The organism is Streptomyces sp. NPDC001544, from assembly GCF_042894285.1.
Classification (GTDB): Bacteria; Actinomycetota; Actinomycetes; order Streptomycetales; family Streptomycetaceae; genus Streptomyces.
The window spans coordinates 571,386-589,599 of sequence record NZ_JBIAVN010000001.1 but is presented as its reverse complement, the minus strand read 5'-3'; the positions used below and the strand labels follow the sequence as shown (position 1 = coordinate 589,599).

The window sequence follows — 18,214 nt, the reverse complement described above, 5'->3', positions numbered from 1 at the left end:
GAGGTCCACAAAACCCCCTTCCGTTCTTCGTCCCTGTCCTCACGGGCGGCCGTGCCCGTACCCAAGAGAGAGTGTGAGAGTGCTCGTACTCGTCGCTCCCGGCCAAGGCGCCCAGACGCCCGGCTTCCTGACTCCCTGGCTCGAACTGCCAGGCGCCGCCGACCGCGTGGCCGCCTGGTCGGAGGCCCTCGGGCTGGATCTCGCCCACTACGGCACGCAGGCCGACGCGGACGCCATCCGCGACACCGCGGTGGCCCAGCCGCTGCTGGTCGCCGCCGGACTGCTGTCCGCCGCGGCACTCGGAGACGTACTGCCGGGCGCGGTCGCCGGCCACAGCGTCGGTGAGATCACCGCCGCCGCGTTCGCGGGAGTGCTGGACGACACCGCCGCGCTGGGTCTCGTACGCAGGCGCGGGCTGGCCATGGCCGAGGCCGCGGCGATCACCGAGACCGGTATGTCGGCGCTGCTCGGCGGCGACCCCGAGGTGTCCGTCGCGCACCTGGAGAAGCTCGGGCTGACCCCGGCGAACGTCAACGGCGCGGGCCAGATCGTCGCCGCGGGCACGCTGGAGCAGCTGGCCGTGCTGAACGACGACAAGCCCGAGGGCGTCCGCAAGGTCGTTCCGCTGAAGGTCGCCGGCGCCTTCCACACGCACCACATGGCCCCCGCGGTCGACGCCCTCGCCAAGGCCGCCGCGGCCCTGACGCCGGCCGACCCGAAGGTCACCTACGTCTCCAACAAGGACGGGCGCACCGTCGCCTCCGGCCCCGAGGTGCTCGAACGGCTGGTCGGCCAGGTCGCCAACCCGGTCCGCTGGGACCTGTGCATGGAGACCTTCAAGGAACTCGGCGTCACCGCGCTGATCGAGGTGTGCCCCGGCGGCACGCTGACCGGCCTGGCCAAGCGCGCCCTGCCGGGCGTGCAGACGCTCGCGCTGAAGACCCCCGCCGACCTCGACGCGGCCCGCGAGCTCGTCGCCGAGCACGCCGCCTAAGGAGCCCTGATGGCGAAGATCAAGCCCAGCAAGGGCGCCCCGTACGCGCGCATCCTCGGTGTGGGCGGCTACCGCCCGACCCGGGTGGTGCCCAACGAGGTGATCCTCGAGAAGATCGACTCCTCCGACGAGTGGATCCGCTCGCGCTCCGGCATCGAGACCCGGCACTGGGCGAACGACGAGGAGACCGTCGCCGCGATGTCGATCGAGGCGTCCGGCAAGGCCATCGCCGACGCGGGGATCTCCGCCGAGCAGATCGGCGCCGTGGTCGTCTCCACCGTCTCGCACTTCAGCCAGACGCCCGCGATCGCCACGGAGATCGCCGACAGGCTGGGCACGGGCAAGGCCGCCGCGTTCGACATCTCGGCGGGCTGCGCGGGCTTCGGGTACGGCCTGACGCTCGCCAAGGGCATGGTCGTCGAGGGCTCGGCGGAGTACGTACTCGTCATCGGTGTCGAGCGGCTGTCCGACCTGACCGACCTGGAGGACCGGGCGACGGCCTTCCTGTTCGGTGACGGCGCGGGCGCGGTCGTCGTGGGCCCGTCGCAGGAACCGCACATCGGCCCGACCGTGTGGGGCTCCGAGGGCGACAAGGCCGGGACCATCAAGCAGACGGTGCCGTGGGATCGTTTCCGGATCGGCGACGTCTCCCAGCTCCCGCTGGACAGCGCGGGCACCGTCAAGTTCCCCGCGATCACGCAGGAAGGCCAGGCGGTGTTCCGCTGGGCCGTGTTCGAGATGGCGAAGGTCGCCCAGCAGGCGCTGGACGCGGCCGGGATCAGCGCGGACGACCTGGACGTCTTCATTCCGCACCAGGCCAACGAGCGGATCATCGACTCGATGGTGAAGACGCTGAAACTGCCGGAGCACGTCACGGTCGCGCGTGACGTGCGTACCACCGGCAACACCTCGGCCGCCTCGATCCCGCTCGCGATGGAGCGGCTCCTGGCGACCGGCGAGGCGAAGAGCGGCGACACCGCACTCGTCATCGGATTCGGGGCGGGTCTCGTGTACGCCGCGACGGTCGTTACCCTCCCCTAGGCACTCCGTGCCGGATCATCATCGGGTCCGGTGCGGAAACACGAAACACCGCCACACCCTCTGGATTACTACGAAGGAGCGCCTGACATGGCCGCCACTGAGAAGGAGATCGTCGCCGGTCTCGCCGAGATCGTGAACGAGATCGCCGGCATCCCGGTCGAGGACGTCCAGCTGGACAAGTCCTTCACCGACGACCTGGACGTCGACTCGCTGTCCATGGTCGAGGTCGTCGTCGCCGCCGAGGAGCGCTTCGACGTCAAGATCCCCGACGAGGACGTCAAGAACCTCAAGACCGTCGGCGACGCGACCAACTACATCCTCACGCACCAGGCCTGAGTCACCGCTTAGGCCGTCAGGCTGCAAAGCCCCGCCACCCGGCGGTGGCGCCGCTGAATCCCCATTCCGTTGGAGAAAGAATTCCCGTGAGCCCGACCAATCGCACCGTGGTCGTCACCGGTATCGGCGCAACCACACCGCTGGGTGGCGACGCAGCCTCGTTCTGGGAGGCCCTGGTCGCCGGCCAGTCCGGCGTCAGCCTGCTGGAACAGGACTGGGCGGCCGAACTGCCGGTCAGGATCGCCGCGCAGATCGCCGTCGAACCGGGTGAGATCATCCCCCGCCCGCAGGCCCGCAAGCTGGACCGGTCCGCGCAGTTCGCGCTGATCGCCGCCCAGGAGGCCTGGAAGGACGCCGGTTTCACCGCCAAGGCCGGCGAGGACCCGTCCGTGAACCCCGACCGGCTGGGAACGGTCATCGCCTCCGGCATCGGCGGCGTGACGACCCTGCTCGACCAGTACGACGTCCTGAGGGACAAGGGCGTGCGCCGGGTCTCCCCGCACACCGTGCCGATGCTGATGCCCAACTCCCCGGCGGCCAACGTCGGCATCGAGCTGGGCGCCCGCGCCGGCGTGCACACCCCGGTCTCGGCGTGTGCCTCGGGTGCGGAGGCCATCGGCTACGCCATCGAGATGATCCGCACCGGCCGCGCCGACGTCGTCGTCGCCGGTGGCACGGAGGCGGCCATCCACCCGCTGCCGATCGTCGCGTTCGGCAACATGATGGCGATGTCCAAGAACAACGACGACCCGCAGGGCGCCTCGCGTCCCTACGACTCCGGCCGTGACGGCTTCGTCATGGGCGAGGGCGCGGGCGTGATCGTCCTGGAGTCCGAGGAGCACGCGAAGGCCCGCGGCGCCCGGATCTACGTGGAGGCCGTCGGCCAGGGCATCTCGTCCGACAGCCACCACATCACGCAGCCCGAGCCGTCCGGCAACGGCATCGCTCACGCGCTGCAGAACCTGCTGGACAACACCGACCTCAAGCCGGCCGAGATCGTGCACGTCAACGCGCACGCCACGTCCACCCCGCAGGGTGACGTCGCCGAGGTCAAGGCGCTGCGCAAGGTGTTCGGCGACGACGTCGACCACATGGCGATCTCCGCGACCAAGTCGATGACCGGTCACCTGCTCGGTGGCGCCGGCGGTATCGAGACGGTCGCGTCGATCCTCGCCCTGACCAAGCGGACGGCTCCGCCGACGATCAACCTCGACCAGCTCGACCCCGAGGTGAACGCGGACGTCGTGCACGGCGAGGCCCGGCAGCTTCCCGAGGGCCCCGTCGCCGCGCTGAACGACTCGTTCGGCTTCGGCGGCCACAACGTGGTCCTGGCGTTCCGGACGGTCTGAGACCTTCCACCAGGCACGTGAAAGGGCCCCCACCGGCTGGTGGGGGCCCTTTTCGGCGTGGAGGACAGGGCCGCTTTTCGGCGTGGAGGACAGGGCCGCTCAGACCACCTGGTGCAGCCAGCGCACCGGGGCGCCCTCGCCCGCGTACCGGAACGGTTCCAGTTCGTCGTCCCACGGCTTGCCCAGCAGCTTGGCGATCTCGGCCTCCAGGTCCGTCTCGCCACGCTGGGAACGCGTCAGCGCCGCCCGCAGCCGGTCCTCCGGGATGAGGATGTCGCCGTGGATACCGGTGACGGCATGGAAGATGCCCAGGTCGGGGGTGCAGCTGTAGCGTTCGCCCTCGGCGGTGGGACAGGGCTCGGCGGTGACCTCGAAGCGCAGCAGGTGCCAGCCCCGCAGCGCCGAGGCGAGCTTGGAGGCGGTGCCGGCCTCGCCCTGCCAGGAGAACTCCGACCGCCAGGTGCCGGGTGCGGCGGGCTGCCGGATCCAGTCGAGGCTGACCCGGGTGCCGAGCACCCCGGCGACGGCCCACTCGACGTGCGGGCACAGCGCGCGCGGCGCGGAGTGCACGTACAGAACTCCACGTGTCGTCACCGGAACCTCCGGGCAGAGCGGGACATCTTGCTGGCTGGCTGGCGGCAGTGACGCGACGGCCGCGTTGATGGCGAGGCTACCGTGCGGCGGCGCAAGGAGTGTGACGTACTGTCTGTCCCGGTGCCAGGAAACGCCCACCATTCACCCATGGGGACGCTTGTACGGGTGTGAGCCGTTCCATGCCGGCCGTCGGGAACCCTCGCGGGTTGTCATGGGTTGGGGACGTTGACGGCACGACGAGGGGATGGGCCTCAAGCATGCGAAACCGACGCCGGCGGGCACGGACGGCGCTCACGGTCGTACTGGCAGCGGTCCTGGGCGTGGCCGGCTGCGACACACTGGGCGGCGCCTCCCCCGCGCCGAAGTCCGGCAGGACGTCGCGGCCGGTCCCGGTGTGGGACTCGAGCCCCTCCTCGATCGCCGCCGTCGGCGACTCCATCACCCGGGGCTTCGACGCGTGCACGGTGCTCTCCGACTGCCCCGAGGTGTCCTGGGCGACCGGCACGAACACCCGGGTCGACAGCCTCGCGGTCCGGCTGCTGGGGCGGGCCGGGGCGGCCGAGCGGAGCTGGAACTACGCGGTGACCGGCGCCCGGATGACCGACCTGCCCGGGCAGATGGCCCATGCGGTCACCCGGAAGCCGCAACTGGTGACGGTGATGGCCGGGGCGAACGACGCCTGCCGGACGACGACCTCGGCCATGACCTCGGTGGCGGATTTCCGGGCCTCCTTCGAGAAGGCGATGAGCACGCTGCGCGAGGCGCTGCCGAAGACGCAGGTGTACGTGGCCAGCGTGCCCAACCTGAAGCGGCTGTGGTCCGAGGGCCGGACGAGCCCGCTGGGCAAGCAGGTGTGGAAGCTGGGCATCTGCCCGTCGATGCTGGGTGACGCCGACGACCTGACCAGCGCGGCCACCCTGCGCCGGGACACGGTGCAGCAGCGGGTGCGGGCCTACAACAAGGTGCTCGCGGAGGTCTGCGCCAAGGACGAGCGGTGCCGTTTCGACGGGAACGCCGTGTTCGACTACCGGTTCGGCACCGGCCAGCTCAGCCGCTGGGACTGGTTCCACCCGAGCACGGACGGCCAGGCCCGGCTGGCGGCGATCGCGTACCGGACGGTGACGGGGAAGGAGCCGGTCTCCTAGGTCCTACCCTCAGCTTCGTGACCTAGGGTTTCCCACATGAGCGAACTTTTCGGCACACTTTCCGACGGCACCGGGGTCCATCGCTGGACGCTGGAGCGGGCCGGGACGCGGGTGAGGGTCCTGACGTACGGCGGGATCGTGCAGTCGGTGGAGGTCCCCGACCGGGAGGGGCGGACGGCGGACGTGGTGCTGGGGTTCGCCGGCCTCGACGGCTATCTCAGCCACCCGGAGCCGTATCTGGGCGCCCTCGTGGGCCGGTACGCCAACCGGATCGGCGGCGCCCGGTTCACCCTCGACGGCGTCACCCGCCCGCTCGCCGCGAACAACGGACCGAACTCCCTGCACGGCGGCGAGCGCGGCTTCGACAAGCGGGTGTGGGACGCGCAGCCGGTGGAGCACGGGGTGCGCCTGACCCGGGTCAGCCCGGACGGCGAGGAGGGCTTCCCGGGCCGGCTGGAGGTCTCGGCGACGTACACCCTGGACGCGTCCGGCGCGCTGCGGATCGCGTACGAGGCGGTGACGGACGCGCCGACCGTGGTCAACCTGACCAACCACAGCTACTTCGACCTCGGCGGCGGCACGGGCCCGACCGGCCACGAACTCCGCCTCGCCGCCTCCCGGTACACCCCCGTCGACGCCGACCTGATCCCGACCGGCGCCCTGGAAAACGTCACCGGTTCGCGCTTCGACTTCCGTACGGCCCGTGACGTCGGCACCGGCTACGACCACAACTTCGTGCTCGACAAAGGCGTCACGGACAGCCCCGAGGAGGTCGCCGAGCTGCACGACCCGGTGTCCGGGCGGCTGCTCACGATCGCGACCACCGAACCCGGCCTCCAGGTGTACACGGCCGACCATCTGGGCGCCCCGTTCACGCCCAACGCCGGCATCGCCCTGGAGACCCAGCATTTCCCGGACTCCCCCAACCGGCCGGACTTCCCCAGCACGGAGCTGCGGCCGGGCGGGGTGTACCGCTCGGAGACGGTGTACGCCTTCGGGGTGCGGGTCCAGGGCCCTGCCTAGACGGCTTCGCCGAGCGGCACCGGGCATGGTGAGCCCCGGCCCGGAGGTCAGGGCCCGGGCCGGGGCTGCTCGTGGGGGGGTGTCCCGGATCAGACGGTAACCGCCGTGGTGAGCCGGCGGCCGGTGATCGGGCGGCCGGCCTGGATTTCGTACGAACCCTTCACAAAGGCCCGACCGTTCTCCCCCCCCAGGTCTGGAAGCCCCGTCCTACTGCCCCCAGACGACGGCCAGCGTCTTGCTCAGCAGACAGACCAGGGCGAAGGCCACCGCCCACCCCCACGCCCCGGCGCCGGCGAGCGCGGCCACACCGGCGCCGAACCACACCAGCTCGAACCCGACACGGACCGCGCCGTGCGTCTTGTACGTGGCCTTCTGCGACCCGAACAGCGCCCACAGCACCACCAGCACGACGGGCGCGCCGAGCCCGAGCAGCCAGGCGAGCACAGTGGCGACGTCGAGGGTGAACCCCCAGTAAGCGACGGCCGCCAGGGCGCCCAGTTCGATGAGGAACAACACGCCGAGATTGGCTGGCTTCATGGTCGGCAGTATCACCTGCCGGCCGGCACCGCCGCCACGATTTCGATCTCGACCTGCGCCTCCGGCCGGAACAGCCGCGGGACTTCGAACGTCATGCCGGTGGGCGGGGCGCCGGTGAGGAACTCCCGGCGCACGGCGCCGTATTCGTCGAGCCGGGAGATGTCGGTCAGGTACGTGCGGATGTTGACGACGTCCGCGAGGCCCGCGCCGTGCGCCTCCAGCAGCGCGGCGATCGCCTCGAAGACGCCCCGGGTCTGCTCGGCGAGGGTCGCGCCCTCGGCGATCTGCCCGGAGAGGAACAACAGGACGCCGCCGTCGGCCTGTTCGACCCGGGCGACCTGGGAGTAGTAGGGGCTGAGGGGCTGGGGCGCGGAGGCGGGGTGGTCCAGGGTGATCTTCACGGGGCTCCTTCGGGCGCGGTTCAGGTGCGGTCGATGAGGTGGACGCCGCCCTGCGCCGCGGCTTCCGGCCCCGCGTGGCGCACGTCGTCGCCGAGTGGACCGCCAAGCAGGGCTACGTCGCCGCCGGTCTCGGCGTGGCCCTGGTTCCGGCGCCGGCCGCCGAGTCCGTACGGCCCGACATCACCCTGCTGCGGGTGCTGGACGAGGGTGCCCCGGCCCGGGCGGTGTACGCGGCGACGGCACGGGGGCGGTCCGCCTCCCCGGCGGCCCGGGCGTTCCTGGCGGCGCTGCGGGAAGCGGCGGCCCGGATGCCCGCCTGATGCGACGCCGCGAGCGCGAGGCCGGCGCCGGCGGGGAGTGTCCGGGTCAAGGAGTGGCGTTCTGCTCGTCGGAAGCGGTGCCGGACCCGTCCGGTTCCCCGGCGTTCTCCTCGCCCAGCAGATCGCGGGCGAGGAGCGTGGCGCCCGCGACCGCGCCCGGCATCAGGAACACCGCGACGAAGGGAACCAGGAAGGCCAGGCCCAGGGGCGTGCCGAAGCCCCAGACCAGGGTCTTGCGGGAGCGGAGCAGGGCGAGGCGGGCGCGCAGTTCGACGCCGCGGCGCTGCAGGGCCACGCCGGCGAGTTCCTCGGTGAGGAAGAAGCCGGTGACGAAGAAGCCGATCACCGGGACGACGGTCTGGCCGATGAAGGGCAGGAAGCCGAGGCCGAACAGCAGTACGCCCCACACGGCGGCGCGGACCACGATCCGCAGGCTGTCGCGGGCGGACATCCACAGTTCGCGCCAGAGCGGGAGGCCGGATTCGGGGGCCGTGCCGTCGGGTGAGACGTCCCGGTCGACCTTCTCGGAGAGGCTCTCGTAGAAGGGCTGGCCGACGAGCAGGGTCACGGCCGTGAAGGTGACGACGGAGAGCAGGAGGCCGAGGGCGAACAGGACCGCCGTGAGGAAGCCGCGGAACAGGCCCTGCCAGGGGCTGGACCAGTCGTCGGCGAACGGGGTGGCCCAGGCCACGAAGTCCTCGCCCCACAGGGCGAGGGCGACCAGGGCGGCCGCGTACAGGACCAGGGTGATCAGGCCGGGGAGCAGTCCGAAGCCGTAGCTCCTGCCGTGCCGGGCCACCCAGCGCTGGCCCTTGAGGAGATAACCGAAACCCGCCCCGAGATCACGCATGGGGGAACCCTATCGGGGCATGTCGGAGGCCGGGCGGGTGCCTCAGGCGTCCAGCATCCGGCGCAGCAGGTCCCGCAGGGACAGCCGTTCCTCGTCGGACAGCCCGGCCAGCGGTTCGCGGGCGAAGCGGAGGCCTTCGCGCAGGTCCTGGGCGACCCTGCGGCCGTCCTCGGTCGCCGCCGCCAGCTTCACCCGGCGGTCGGCCGGGTCGGGGCGGCGCTCCACCAGGCCGCGGGACTCCAGCCGGTCCACGATCCCGGTGACGTTCGACGGCTCGCACTTCAGCTTCTGCGCCAGTTTGCGCATGGGCAGCGGCTCCAGGGAAAGCAGACTGAGTAGCCGGGCCTGCGCGCCGGTGAGCGTGTGCTCGCCCGCCGCCTCCTCGTAGTCCGCGTAGAACCGGGCCACGACGTCCCCGATGAGCTCGACGACCTCCATGGTCAGAGCGTCGGGCCGGCGGGTCTGCCGGATCTGCCGGGTCTTCGGTGGGGTGGACATGTCCTCCAGGGTACCCCCGTTATTTGACATCCTGAAATATTCAGGAGCATCGTTGTTTCAGGTACTGAAGTAAATCCTGAAGTGAAAGCGAGAGGCGCTGTCATGATCAACCGCGAGTGGCACCTGCTCAGCCGTCCGGTCGGCTGGCCGAAGCCCGAGGACTTCGCCCTGGTCGAGGCGGAGGTCCCGACGCCGGGCGAGGGTCAGGTGCTGGTGCGGAACGAGTACCTGTCCGTCGACCCGTACATGCGCGGCAGGATGAGCGCCGCCAAGTCGTACGTCGCCCCCTTCGAGCTGGGCAAGGTCATGCAGGGCGGGGCGGTGGGCGAGGTCGTCGCCTCCAACGCCGAGGGCATCTCCGTCGGCGACCACGTGCTGCACTTCTTCGGCTGGCGGGAGTACGCGGTCCTGGACGCCAAGAACGCCGTCAAGGTCGACCCCGAGGCCGCTCCCCTTTCGACGTACCTCGGTGTCCTCGGCATGACCGGTCTGACCGCCTACGCCGGTCTGCTGCGCACCGCCTCCTTCAAGGAGGGCGACTCCGTCTTCGTGTCGGGCGCGGCCGGCGCCGTGGGCAGCCAGGTCGGCCAGATCGCCAAGCTCAAGGGCGCCTCCCGGGTCATCGGCTCGGCCGGCTCCGACGAGAAGGTGAAGCTGCTCGTCGAGGAGTACGGCTTCGACGCGGCCTTCAACTACAAGAACGGCCCCGTGAGCGAGCAACTGCGGGAGGCCGCGCCGGACGGCGTCGACGTCTACTTCGACAACGTCGGCGGCGACCACCTCGAGGCGGCCATCGGCCAGCTCAACCAGGGCGGCCGGATCGCGGTCTGCGGCATGATCTCGGTCTACAACAACACCGAGGCCGCCCCCGGCCCGAGGAACCTCGCCCGCCTCATCCAGACCCGCGGCCGCATCGAGGGCTTCCTGGTCGGCGACCACTACGACCTGCAGCCGCAGTTCGTCCAGGAGGTCGGCGCCTGGGTCCGCTCCGGCGAGCTGAAGTACCGCGAGACGGTCGTCGAGGGCATCGAGAACAACCTCGAGGCGTTCCTCGGCGTCCTGCGCGGCGACAACACCGGGAAGATGATCGTCAAGCTCTGACGTCGTCGCCGTGACGCCCGCCGGCCGCGGTCGTTGCGTACGGCGGAGGCCGCACCCCTGGACGTGGGGTGCGGCCTCCGCCTCTTCCCGGCTCCTGCGCTCAGCGCGCGAGCGCCGCCCGGTGCACCACCCCCGCCAGCCGGTCGTTCTCCGGGGCCGCACCGCCCGGGAAGGCGCACCGGCGGCGGGTGTAGCCGTAGGCGAGGCCGCTGCGCGGGTCCGCGAAGGCCTGGGAGCCGCCCGCGCCGGCGTGCCCGAAAGTCCCCGCGCCGAGGAAGTGGTGCCAGGCGTCCGCGGTCGCCTGGAAGCCCAGGCCGAACGCCTTGTGGGCGCGGGCCACCAGGTCGTACCCGACGGAGTGCAGTTGCCCGAACTCCGCCACCGTGTCCGGTTTCAGCAGCGGTGCCTCGCCGTCGACCTCGCTGATCATCGCGGCGTACAGCCCCGCCAGCCCGCGTGCCGAGGCGACTCCGCCGACCGAGGCCGGGCCCTTGGCGCGGACCACGGGGTCGTTGGGCAACTCCTGCACGTCGGTGGGCTCGGCAGTGTGCCGGTTGAGTGCTATGGAGACCAGCGTGTGCGGCCCGGTCGGCATCGCGTCCACCAGTGCCTGCTGCTTCGGGGTCGGCAGCATCGGCTGGGCGCTGCGGAACCGGGGTTCGTGGGAGGGGGGCAGGCCCAGGTGGAAGTCCAGGGCGCGGGGGGCGCGTACCCGTTCCTCGTGCAGTTCCTGGATCGTGCGGCCGGTCGCGCGCCGTACGACCTCGCCGGTCAGGGCGCCGAGGACCAGGGCGTGGTAGCCGAAGCCGGTGCCGGGCCGCCAGAACGGCCGCTGGTCGGCGAGGCGTTCGGCCATCGCTCGGTCGTCGGCCAGTTCCGCCCGGCTGAAGCCGGTGTCGGTGCCGACCACGCCCGCCCGGTGGGCCAGCAGGTCGCGCAGGGTCAGTGCACCCTTGCCCTCGGCGGCGAACTCGGGCCAGTAGTAGGTGACTTTGCGGTCCAGTTCCAGTGTGCCGTCCTGCACGAGCAGCGCCACGACGAGATGGGCGGCTCCCTTGGTCGACGAGTGGACCCCGTACAGGGAGCTCCCGTCGACGCCCTCGCCCGCCCACAGGTCGACGACCCGCCGTCCGTTCACGTACGCACACAACTGACCCTCGTAGTCGTCGCGTTCCGCCGCCACGAACGCGGCGAACTCCTCGCGCACCGCCTCGAAGCCGTCGGCGACCGTGCCGTGGACGGTGATCTCCTGCGTCATCCGCGTGCCTCCTCCGGGATGGTTCCCTAGATCGAATACGGCGCGACGCGTCCCTTCGACTCAACCGGTGGACGGCCCACCCATCTGTTGCCGTCGTTGTCGCCGCGATGTCTCCTGCGGACGGCCGGCAGGGGGCATGCTGGTGACGGCCGGGCCCGGGGCGGGCAGCGGACAGGCGGGAGGGGCCATGGCGACGATTTCCTCGCTCCCCAGCGGGAACGACGTGCTGCGCATGCTGCGGGGCACGACCGACATCACCGGCCAGCTCCTCGACACGGCCGGCAACATCACCCGGATCGCGGTCAACACCCTCGACCCGAGGGCGGGTTCGGGCCCCGAGCTGCTGCGGGTGCTGCGCCGGACGACCGCCGAACTCGCCGAGGCCAGTGCCTCACCGCAGGCTCAGGAGACGTTCCACCGCATCGTGGACACCCTCACCCGGCTGGGCACGACCGGTGCCCCGCTGGCGACGCACCCGGTCAGCGAACCGGCCCAGGTCCTGCTCGCCGCCCTCGGCGACAGTCTGCTGCCGGTGCTGGACGCGGTGGAGCCGGCGGTGGAGGAGTGCGCGGCGGTGGCCGGGGAGCTCGCCGAGGCGCTGTCCCCGCTGCTGCCCGCGGCGGCGGGGCTCGCCGCGGGTCTGCTGCTCGCCCTGATCCCGGTGCTCCGTGCGGCGGCCGAGGTCATGCGGGACTCCGCCCCCGAGCTGCGCCGCATCGCCGACGCGCTGACCGCCGCGCTCGCCCCCGCGCTGCCCCTCCAGGTCGCCCTGGCCGAACGCGCGGCCGCGGTCGCCGCCGACGTCGCCCGGGCCACACTGCCGCCCCTCGCCGACCTGACGGAGGCGGCGGCAGCGGCGACGAAGGCGGCCCGGCCGGCCCTGGTCGCGGGCGAGGAACTGTTCGTGGCGGGCCTGGAACAACTCCAGCCCCTGCTCCTGGCCACCGCCTCCCACACGGGCCGCGCCGCCCGGGCGGTGGCGGTACGCATGTCGGCGGCGGTCAGCCCGGCGGCCGACCGGGGAGTGGTGGTGGCGGTGACCCAGGCGTAGCCACCGGCGCGGTAACGCCTACGCGGCAACGCCGACCGGGGATGCCCGGCACGGGGACGCCTGACGGGAGACCGCCCGACGGGGACCGCCCACCCGACGCAGGGAACCCGAAGCAGCGGCACCCGGCGCCAGGAGCGCCGCCGTGAGGCTCCCAGCGGGGGACGCCGGCGCGGGCGGGGCCGCGGCCCCTTCGGCCATGCACGCGTGGGGTCCGGTGGCCAGGTCGCCTCGGTCAGGAGCACCACCACAGGAATCGTTTGCATGTCTGCGAAGGCGACGGTTGCGGAGTCGGGCCGGAGGTCGTCGGGGCCGTGGTCGGGGTGGCCGGCGGGCCGGTCGTCGCCGGGGAGGTCGGGGTCGTGGTGGTTCCGGCCGAACCGGGCTGCGCCGACTGCCGCGCACTGGCGGTGCTGCCGTCGTCCGGGGATTGCGAGGCCTTGTCCTTCGGGGACTTGGAGGCGGAGGGCGAGGAGGAGGCGTCCCGCGTCGGGGTGCTCGTGCCGCCCCGCGAGGCCTCGCCCAGGGGGCGGGCCGTCGGTGCCGGACCGGCGGTCGACGCACCGCCGTCCGGCGCCTCGCCGCCGGCCGTCGCGGGGTTCGGGTTCGAGAAGCCGGGGGCGTCGATGCCCAGCTCGGCGAGGCTCAGGCCGCCCGCCGCGAGGACGAAGCCCACCGCGACCAGGAGGGTGCGCCGCCGTCGGCGGCGGTGCGCCGCGGCCTTGCGGTCGCGACGGCTCGCGGCCGTACCCGCCGGCCCCTCGTCGTCCCCGCCGCGGCGCCGGGCCGCCGCCCGCCCCCGCGCTTCACCCTCGGCCTCGGCGTCCGCACCGTCCGCGGAGGACTCCTCGGCGTCCCCGCGCGCGTGGCGGTCCACCGCGCCCTCGTAGGCCTCATGGGGCTCGTAGGCGCCCTGGGGCTCGTACGGCGTCGCGGTGCCCTGAGGCGCGTACGTGTGGGAGGTCCGAGCCGGCGCGCCGCACCCCGGGCAGGCGAGGGCGCCGTTGAGGTGCCGTCGGCACGGGTCGCAGTAGTCCATGACGCGGGAAGACTAAGTTCCCGGACGGTAACGTTCCTAGGCGCCTCTGTGAAGGTTTCGTAGGGGACCGAAAGAGTTCTCGAAAGCCTTGTCGAAACCGTTACCTGTGCGCCCCATTGACACTCACCTCACCCCATCCTTACTGTCACGCCAGCATTTCGAACGTGTGACGAAATCTCGAACACCTGAGGGGCAATCGCCGTGCGCATCACCGGAATCAGCACACACGTGGTCGGCACGCCGTGGCGCAACCTGACCTACGTCCAGGTGCACACCGACGAGGGGATCACCGGAGTCGGCGAGACCCGGATGCTCGGTCACACCGACGCGCTGATCGGCTACCTGAGGGAGGCCGAGGCCAATCACATTCTCGGCTCCGACCCGTTCGCTGTCGAGGACCTCACCCGCCGGATGAAGTACGGCGACTACGGCCGCGCCGGTGAGATCGTGATGTCCGGTATCGCGGTCATCGAGATGGCCTGCTGGGACATCAAGGGCAAGGCGCTCGGCGTCCCCGTCTGGCAGCTGCTGGGCGGCAAGGTCACCGACAAGGTGAAGGCCTACGCCAACGGCTGGTACACGACCGAGCGGACCCCGGAGGCCTACCACAAGGCCGCCCAGGGCGTCATGGAACGCGGTTACAAGGCGCTCAAGATCGACCCCTTCGGCACCGGCCACTTCGAGCTGGACCACGAGCAGACCCTGTACGCCGTCTCCCTCATCGAGGCCGTACGGGACGCGATCGGCCCCGACGCCGAGCTGATGCTGGAGATGCACGGCCGCTTCTCCCCCGCCACCGCCGTCCGTCTGGCCAAGGAGATGGCCCCCTTCAAGCCGGCCTGGCTGGAGGAGCCCTGCCCGCCGGAGAACCTGAAGGCGCTGGAGAAGGTCGCCGCCAAGGTCGACATCCCGGTCGCCACCGGTGAGCGCATCCACGACCGCATCGAGTTCCGCGAGCTCTTCGACAGCCAGGCCGTCGACATCATCCAGCCGGACGTCGGCCACATCGGCGGCATCTGGGAGACCCGGAAGCTGGCCGCGACCGCCGAGACCCACTACATGCTGGTGGCCCCGCACAACGTGGGCGGCTCGGTCCTGACGGCCGCGAGCCTCCAGGTCGGCTTCACCTCCCCGAACTTCAAGATCCTGGAGCACTTCAACGACTTCGCCGACGCGGAGATCAAGAAGGTGGTCAAGGGCGCTCCCGAGGTCGTCGACGGCTACTTCCACCTCTCCGACAAGCCCGGCCTCGGTGTCGAGCTGGACACCGACGCGGCGGCCGAGTTCCCGCAGCAGCAGGCCCGGTTCGACCTGTGGGCCGAGGGCTGGGAACAGCGCAAGCCGAAGGGCACCAAGTGAGCTCCGCTGTCCTGATCGAGGCACCGGGCACCCATCGGGTCGTCCCGCACGAGCCGCGCGAGCCGGGTCCCGGCGAGGCGCTGGTCGCCGTGCACGCCGTGGGCATTTGCGGAAGCGACCGCGAGGTGTACCAGGGCAACCGGCCCGAGGGGTACGTCCGCTACCCACTGACGCCCGGCCACGAGTGGTCCGGGACCGTGCGGGCGGTGGGCGCCGGGGTCCCCTCCTCCCTGGTCGGCCGCAAGGTCGTCGGGGAGGGGTTCCGCAACTGCCAGGTGTGCGACCGCTGCCACGCGGGCGAGACCACCCTGTGCAGCGCGGGATACGAGGAGACCGGCTTCACCCAGCCGGGCGCGATGGCCACCACGCTCACACTCCCGGCCCGGCTGCTGCACGCGCTGCCGGACGAAGCCGACCTGACCGCCGCCGCCCTGCTGGAGCCGGCCGCCTGCATCGCGGCCGCCGCCCTGAAGGGGAACGCCCAGCCGGGCGAGCGGATGGCCGTCGTCGGCACCGGCACCCTCGGGATGTTCGCCGTGCAGTTCCTGAAGGCGGTCTCCCCCGCCGAGCTGCTGGTCGTCGGCACCCGGGGGGACCGGGAGGCGCTGTCGAGGCAGTTCGGCGCGACCGACTTCCGGCTGAAGGACGAGGAGCTCCCGGACGACTTCGACGTCGTCATCGAGACCGCCGGCTCCGCGTCCGCCGCGCGGACCGCCGCCTCCCTGCTCAGGCGCGGCGGACGCCTGGTCCTGACCGGGATCCCGGCGCCGGGCGCCGACGGTCTCGACCCGACCGACCTCGTCGTGCGGCAGCTGGAGGTGCACACCGTCTTCGGTGCGCCGCCGGACGCCTGGTCGCACACGGTGCGGGTGTTCGGTGCCGGGTTGCTGGATCCGCTGCCGCTGGTCACGCACGAGCTGCCGCTGACCGAGTTCTCGCAGGCCATCGAGCTGGTCGGGGCAGGCGACCCGAAGGTCGGCAAGGTGCTGCTCCACCCCTAGCCGTGCGCCGGTACGGGGGTGACCTGACCTCCTCCGTACCGGCGTGCACCAGCTTTTTCCGTACCCCGAGCCGCGAACCTCGTCCGAAATATCGAACACAAAGGACAGCTTGTGACCGACGCTTCCGCCACGGCAGCCCGCAGGCCCGGTGAGCAGGCACTCACCGCGCTCGGCCTGGGCGCGCCCGCACTCGACCCCGCCGACGCCTCGCCGCACTCCTTCCCGGGCGGCGGTCGCTGGCGCACCGAGATCCCCTCGTGCGAGGGTCCCGAGGCGCTGGCGGTCGTCCTGAAGGAGGCCTCGCGGCTCGACGTGCCGATCCACCGCATCAGCCAGGGCAGCGGCGTGTGGATGCTGACCGACGCCGAGATCACCGAGATGGTCGACGCCACCGCCGAACGCGACATCGAACTCTGCCTGTTCACGGGCCCGCGCGGCACCTGGGACATCGGCGGCTCGGTGCGCACCGACTCGCGGGGCGGGGGCCTGAGGGCGCGCGGCCACGACGCGGTCGCCGGCTGCGTCGAGGACGCCGTCCGGGCCACCGAACTGGGCGTCAAGTGCCTCCTCGTCGCCGACGAGGGCGTGCTGTGGACACTGCACCGGGCGCGCGAGCAGGGCATCATCCCCGCCGACACCACCCTGAAGGTCTCGGCGCTGATCGGGCCGGTCAACCCCGCCTCGTATGCGGTGTACGAGGGGCTCGGTGCCGACTCGGTCAACGTGCCCAGCGATCTGACGCTCGATCACCTCACGGAGATCAGACGGGTGTCCGCCGCCCCCATGGACATGTACATTGAGGCCCCCGACGACCTCGGCGGATACATCCGGATGTACGAGGTCGCCGAGCTGATCCGGCGTGGCGCGCCGCTCTACCTGAAGTTCGGCCTGTCCAAGGCCCCCGGCATCTACCCGTACGGCCATCACCTGCGGGACCTGACGCTGGCCACCGCCAAGGAGCGGGTGCGGCGCGGTCGGCTCGCCCTGGACCTGCTGCAACGGCACGGAGTCGACGGGGACATGGCGCCCCTCGGTTCACGGCTGCCCGGCGCTCTGAAGCGGTTCGGAACTTCCGCATAACGTTCCGGACAACTGGCTTCACAAAACAAGACATGACCGCACAGAATCCAACGCACCGAGCCGCACCCCACACATCAAGGATGATGACCATGCGCACTCGCAGAGCCGCCATAGCCGCCGTGGCCTCCGCCGCCTCCCTCGCTCTCACCCTGTCCGCCTGCGGCCAGAGCGGCGAGGGCGGCAGCAAGGAGAAGAAGGGCAGCGCCAAGGGCGGCACCATCGGCATCGCGATGCCGACCAAGTCCTCCGAGCGCTGGATCTACGACGGCAAGAACGTCGTCAAGGAGCTCCAGGCCAAGGGGTACAAGACCAAGCTCGTCTACGGCGAGGACAACCCGGACACCCAGGTCTCCCAGATCGAGAACCTGATCACGCAGGGCGTCAAGGGCCTGATCGTCGCGGCCATCGACAACAAGTCCCTGAACAACGTGCTCCAGGAGGCCAAGGACGCCAACATCCCGGTCATCTCCTACGACCGGCTGATCCTCGGCACCAAGAACGTCGACTACTACGCCTCATTCGACAACGAGAAGGTCGGCAAGCTCCAGGGCACGTACATCGTGCACAAGCTCGGCCTGGACAGCGGCAAGAAGGGCCCGTTCAACATCGAGCTGTTCGCCGGCTCGAACGACGACAACAACACCCGCTACTTCTTCAACGGCGCGATGGAAGTACTCAAGCCGTACATGGACAAGAAGCAGCTCGTCGTCAAGTCCGGGCAGACCGCGCTGAACAAGGTCACCACCCTGCGCTGGGACGGCGCCACCGCGCAGAGCCGCATGGAGGACATCCTCACCTCCACGTACAAGAGCGCCAAGGTCGACGCCGTGCTCTCGCCCTACGACGGCATCTCCATCGGCATCCTCGCCGCGCTGAAGTCGGACGGCTACGGCTCCGGCAGCAAGCCGCTGCCGGTCATCACCGGCCAGGACGCCGAGGTCGCCTCGGTGAAGTCGATCATCGCGGGCCAGCAGACGCAGACGATCTACAAGGACCTCCGCAAGCTCGCCAAGGTCGCCGCGAACATGATCGACGACGACCTCAACGGCAAGAAGCCCGAGGTCAACGACACCAAGTCGTACGACAACGGCACCAAGGTCGTCCCCGCCTACCTGCTGCAGCCGGTGAGCGTCGACAAGAGCAACTACGAGGAAGTCCTGGTCAAGGGCGGCTACTACACCGACGCCCAGCTCAAGTAATCCCGCCAACCGACCGACCCACACTGATTGGAAGGCACAAC

Annotated in this window: 19 protein-coding genes and 1 pseudogene; 13 read left to right on the top strand and 7 right to left on the bottom strand. The window is 71.2% G+C overall.

Translation table 11 applies throughout. The annotated features are described in order from the left end of the window. Nucleotides 1-79 precede the first annotated feature (79 nt). From ACFY0F_RS02570 to fabF, 4 genes are all read left to right on the top strand, one after another. Nucleotides 80-994 (top strand): ACP S-malonyltransferase, encoded by a 915-nt coding sequence (locus tag ACFY0F_RS02570; protein ID WP_388787734.1) that lies wholly within the window; start codon nt 80-82, stop codon nt 992-994. Nucleotides 995-1,003: 9 nt separating this feature from the next. After that, nucleotides 1,004-2,035 carry a ketoacyl-ACP synthase III gene (locus ACFY0F_RS02565; RefSeq protein ID WP_388787731.1) on the top strand — a complete coding sequence of 344 codons (1,032 nt, stop codon included), beginning with the start codon at nt 1,004-1,006 and terminating at the stop codon, nt 2,033-2,035. An 87-nt stretch (nt 2,036-2,122) separates the two neighbouring features. After that, entirely contained in the window at nt 2,123-2,371 is a 249-nt protein-coding gene (locus ACFY0F_RS02560; protein ID WP_388787728.1) for an acyl carrier protein, read from the top strand. A gap of 86 nt (nt 2,372-2,457) precedes the next feature. Next, entirely contained in the window at nt 2,458-3,720 is a 1,263-nt protein-coding gene (gene fabF, locus ACFY0F_RS02555) for a beta-ketoacyl-ACP synthase II (RefSeq protein ID WP_388787726.1), read from the top strand. A gap of 99 nt (nt 3,721-3,819) precedes the next feature. On the opposite strand, the gene ACFY0F_RS02550 is transcribed toward fabF, so the two are convergent. After that, nucleotides 3,820-4,314 carry a DUF3145 domain-containing protein gene (locus tag ACFY0F_RS02550; protein ID WP_330340336.1) on the bottom strand — a complete coding sequence of 165 codons (495 nt, stop codon included), beginning with the start codon at nt 4,312-4,314 and terminating at the stop codon, nt 3,820-3,822. Nucleotides 4,315-4,571: 257 nt separating this feature from the next. Here ACFY0F_RS02550 and ACFY0F_RS02545 point away from each other — a divergent pair, with 257 nt between their 5' ends. After that, nucleotides 4,572-5,459 (top strand): SGNH/GDSL hydrolase family protein, encoded by an 888-nt coding sequence (locus ACFY0F_RS02545; RefSeq protein ID WP_388787723.1) that lies wholly within the window; start codon nt 4,572-4,574, stop codon nt 5,457-5,459. 36 nt (nt 5,460-5,495) lie between these two features. Beyond that, nucleotides 5,496-6,482: an aldose epimerase family protein gene (locus ACFY0F_RS02540; protein WP_388787720.1), complete on the top strand. Its 987-nt coding sequence runs from the start codon at nt 5,496-5,498 to the stop codon at nt 6,480-6,482. A gap of 207 nt (nt 6,483-6,689) precedes the next feature. On the opposite strand, the gene ACFY0F_RS02535 is transcribed toward ACFY0F_RS02540, so the two are convergent. Together ACFY0F_RS02535 and ACFY0F_RS02530 are read right to left on the bottom strand one after the other, a co-directional pair. Continuing rightward, the gene (locus ACFY0F_RS02535) at nt 6,690-7,019 is read right to left on the bottom strand and encodes a YrdB family protein (protein WP_388787717.1); all 330 of its coding nucleotides are present in this window, start codon (nt 7,017-7,019) and stop codon (nt 6,690-6,692) included. Between the two features lie 11 nt (nt 7,020-7,030). Then, the gene (locus tag ACFY0F_RS02530; protein ID WP_388787715.1) at nt 7,031-7,420 is read right to left on the bottom strand and encodes a RidA family protein; all 390 of its coding nucleotides are present in this window, start codon (nt 7,418-7,420) and stop codon (nt 7,031-7,033) included. A gap of 23 nt (nt 7,421-7,443) precedes the next feature. On the opposite strand from ACFY0F_RS02530, the pseudogene ACFY0F_RS02525 reads away from it, so the two are divergent. Then, nucleotides 7,444-7,740, top strand: a pseudogene (locus ACFY0F_RS02525) (LysR substrate-binding domain-containing protein); the annotation flags it as partial. Nucleotides 7,741-7,786: 46 nt separating this feature from the next. Here the strand turns inward: ACFY0F_RS02525 and ACFY0F_RS02520 are convergent. Together ACFY0F_RS02520 and ACFY0F_RS02515 are read right to left on the bottom strand one after the other, a co-directional pair. Continuing rightward, the gene (locus ACFY0F_RS02520) at nt 7,787-8,590 is read right to left on the bottom strand and encodes an EI24 domain-containing protein (protein ID WP_388787712.1); all 804 of its coding nucleotides are present in this window, start codon (nt 8,588-8,590) and stop codon (nt 7,787-7,789) included. 42 nt (nt 8,591-8,632) lie between these two features. Beyond that, entirely contained in the window at nt 8,633-9,088 is a 456-nt protein-coding gene (locus ACFY0F_RS02515) for a MarR family winged helix-turn-helix transcriptional regulator (RefSeq protein ID WP_388787709.1), read from the bottom strand. Between the two features lie 102 nt (nt 9,089-9,190). Here ACFY0F_RS02515 and ACFY0F_RS02510 point away from each other — a divergent pair, with 102 nt between their 5' ends. Continuing rightward, nucleotides 9,191-10,189: an NADP-dependent oxidoreductase gene (locus tag ACFY0F_RS02510; protein ID WP_388787707.1), complete on the top strand. Its 999-nt coding sequence runs from the start codon at nt 9,191-9,193 to the stop codon at nt 10,187-10,189. A 100-nt stretch (nt 10,190-10,289) separates the two neighbouring features. Here the strand turns inward: ACFY0F_RS02510 and ACFY0F_RS02505 are convergent, their stop codons facing one another. Beyond that, nucleotides 10,290-11,447, bottom strand: a complete 1,158-nt coding sequence (locus ACFY0F_RS02505; protein WP_388787704.1) for a serine hydrolase domain-containing protein — start codon at nt 11,445-11,447, stop codon at nt 10,290-10,292. Between the two features lie 187 nt (nt 11,448-11,634). Between ACFY0F_RS02505 and ACFY0F_RS02500 the strand changes: the two genes are divergently transcribed. Further along, the gene (locus ACFY0F_RS02500; protein ID WP_388787702.1) at nt 11,635-12,498 is read left to right on the top strand and encodes a hypothetical protein; all 864 of its coding nucleotides are present in this window, start codon (nt 11,635-11,637) and stop codon (nt 12,496-12,498) included. Nucleotides 12,499-12,730: 232 nt separating this feature from the next. Here ACFY0F_RS02500 and ACFY0F_RS02495 read toward each other — a convergent pair whose 3' ends face one another. Then, the gene (locus tag ACFY0F_RS02495) at nt 12,731-13,534 is read right to left on the bottom strand and encodes a hypothetical protein (protein ID WP_388787699.1); all 804 of its coding nucleotides are present in this window, start codon (nt 13,532-13,534) and stop codon (nt 12,731-12,733) included. A 201-nt stretch (nt 13,535-13,735) separates the two neighbouring features. Between ACFY0F_RS02495 and ACFY0F_RS02490 the strand changes: the two genes are divergently transcribed. The 4 genes from ACFY0F_RS02490 to chvE all read left to right on the top strand — a co-directional run bounded on the left by ACFY0F_RS02490 (nt 13,736) and on the right by chvE (nt 18,173). After that, nucleotides 13,736-14,893, top strand: coding sequence for a mandelate racemase/muconate lactonizing enzyme family protein (locus ACFY0F_RS02490; RefSeq protein WP_388787696.1), 1,158 nt, complete (start codon nt 13,736-13,738; stop codon nt 14,891-14,893). Further along, nucleotides 14,890-15,894, top strand: coding sequence for a zinc-binding dehydrogenase (locus ACFY0F_RS02485; RefSeq protein ID WP_388787693.1), 1,005 nt, complete (start codon nt 14,890-14,892; stop codon nt 15,892-15,894). The genes ACFY0F_RS02490 and ACFY0F_RS02485 overlap by 4 nt, the downstream gene beginning before the upstream one ends. A 111-nt stretch (nt 15,895-16,005) precedes the next feature. Then, nucleotides 16,006-16,974, top strand: coding sequence for a hypothetical protein (locus ACFY0F_RS02480; protein ID WP_388787690.1), 969 nt, complete (start codon nt 16,006-16,008; stop codon nt 16,972-16,974). An 89-nt stretch (nt 16,975-17,063) separates the two neighbouring features. After that, nucleotides 17,064-18,173 (top strand): multiple monosaccharide ABC transporter substrate-binding protein, encoded by a 1,110-nt coding sequence (chvE, locus tag ACFY0F_RS02475; RefSeq protein WP_388787688.1) that lies wholly within the window; start codon nt 17,064-17,066, stop codon nt 18,171-18,173. Nucleotides 18,174-18,214: the final 41 nt, after the last annotated feature.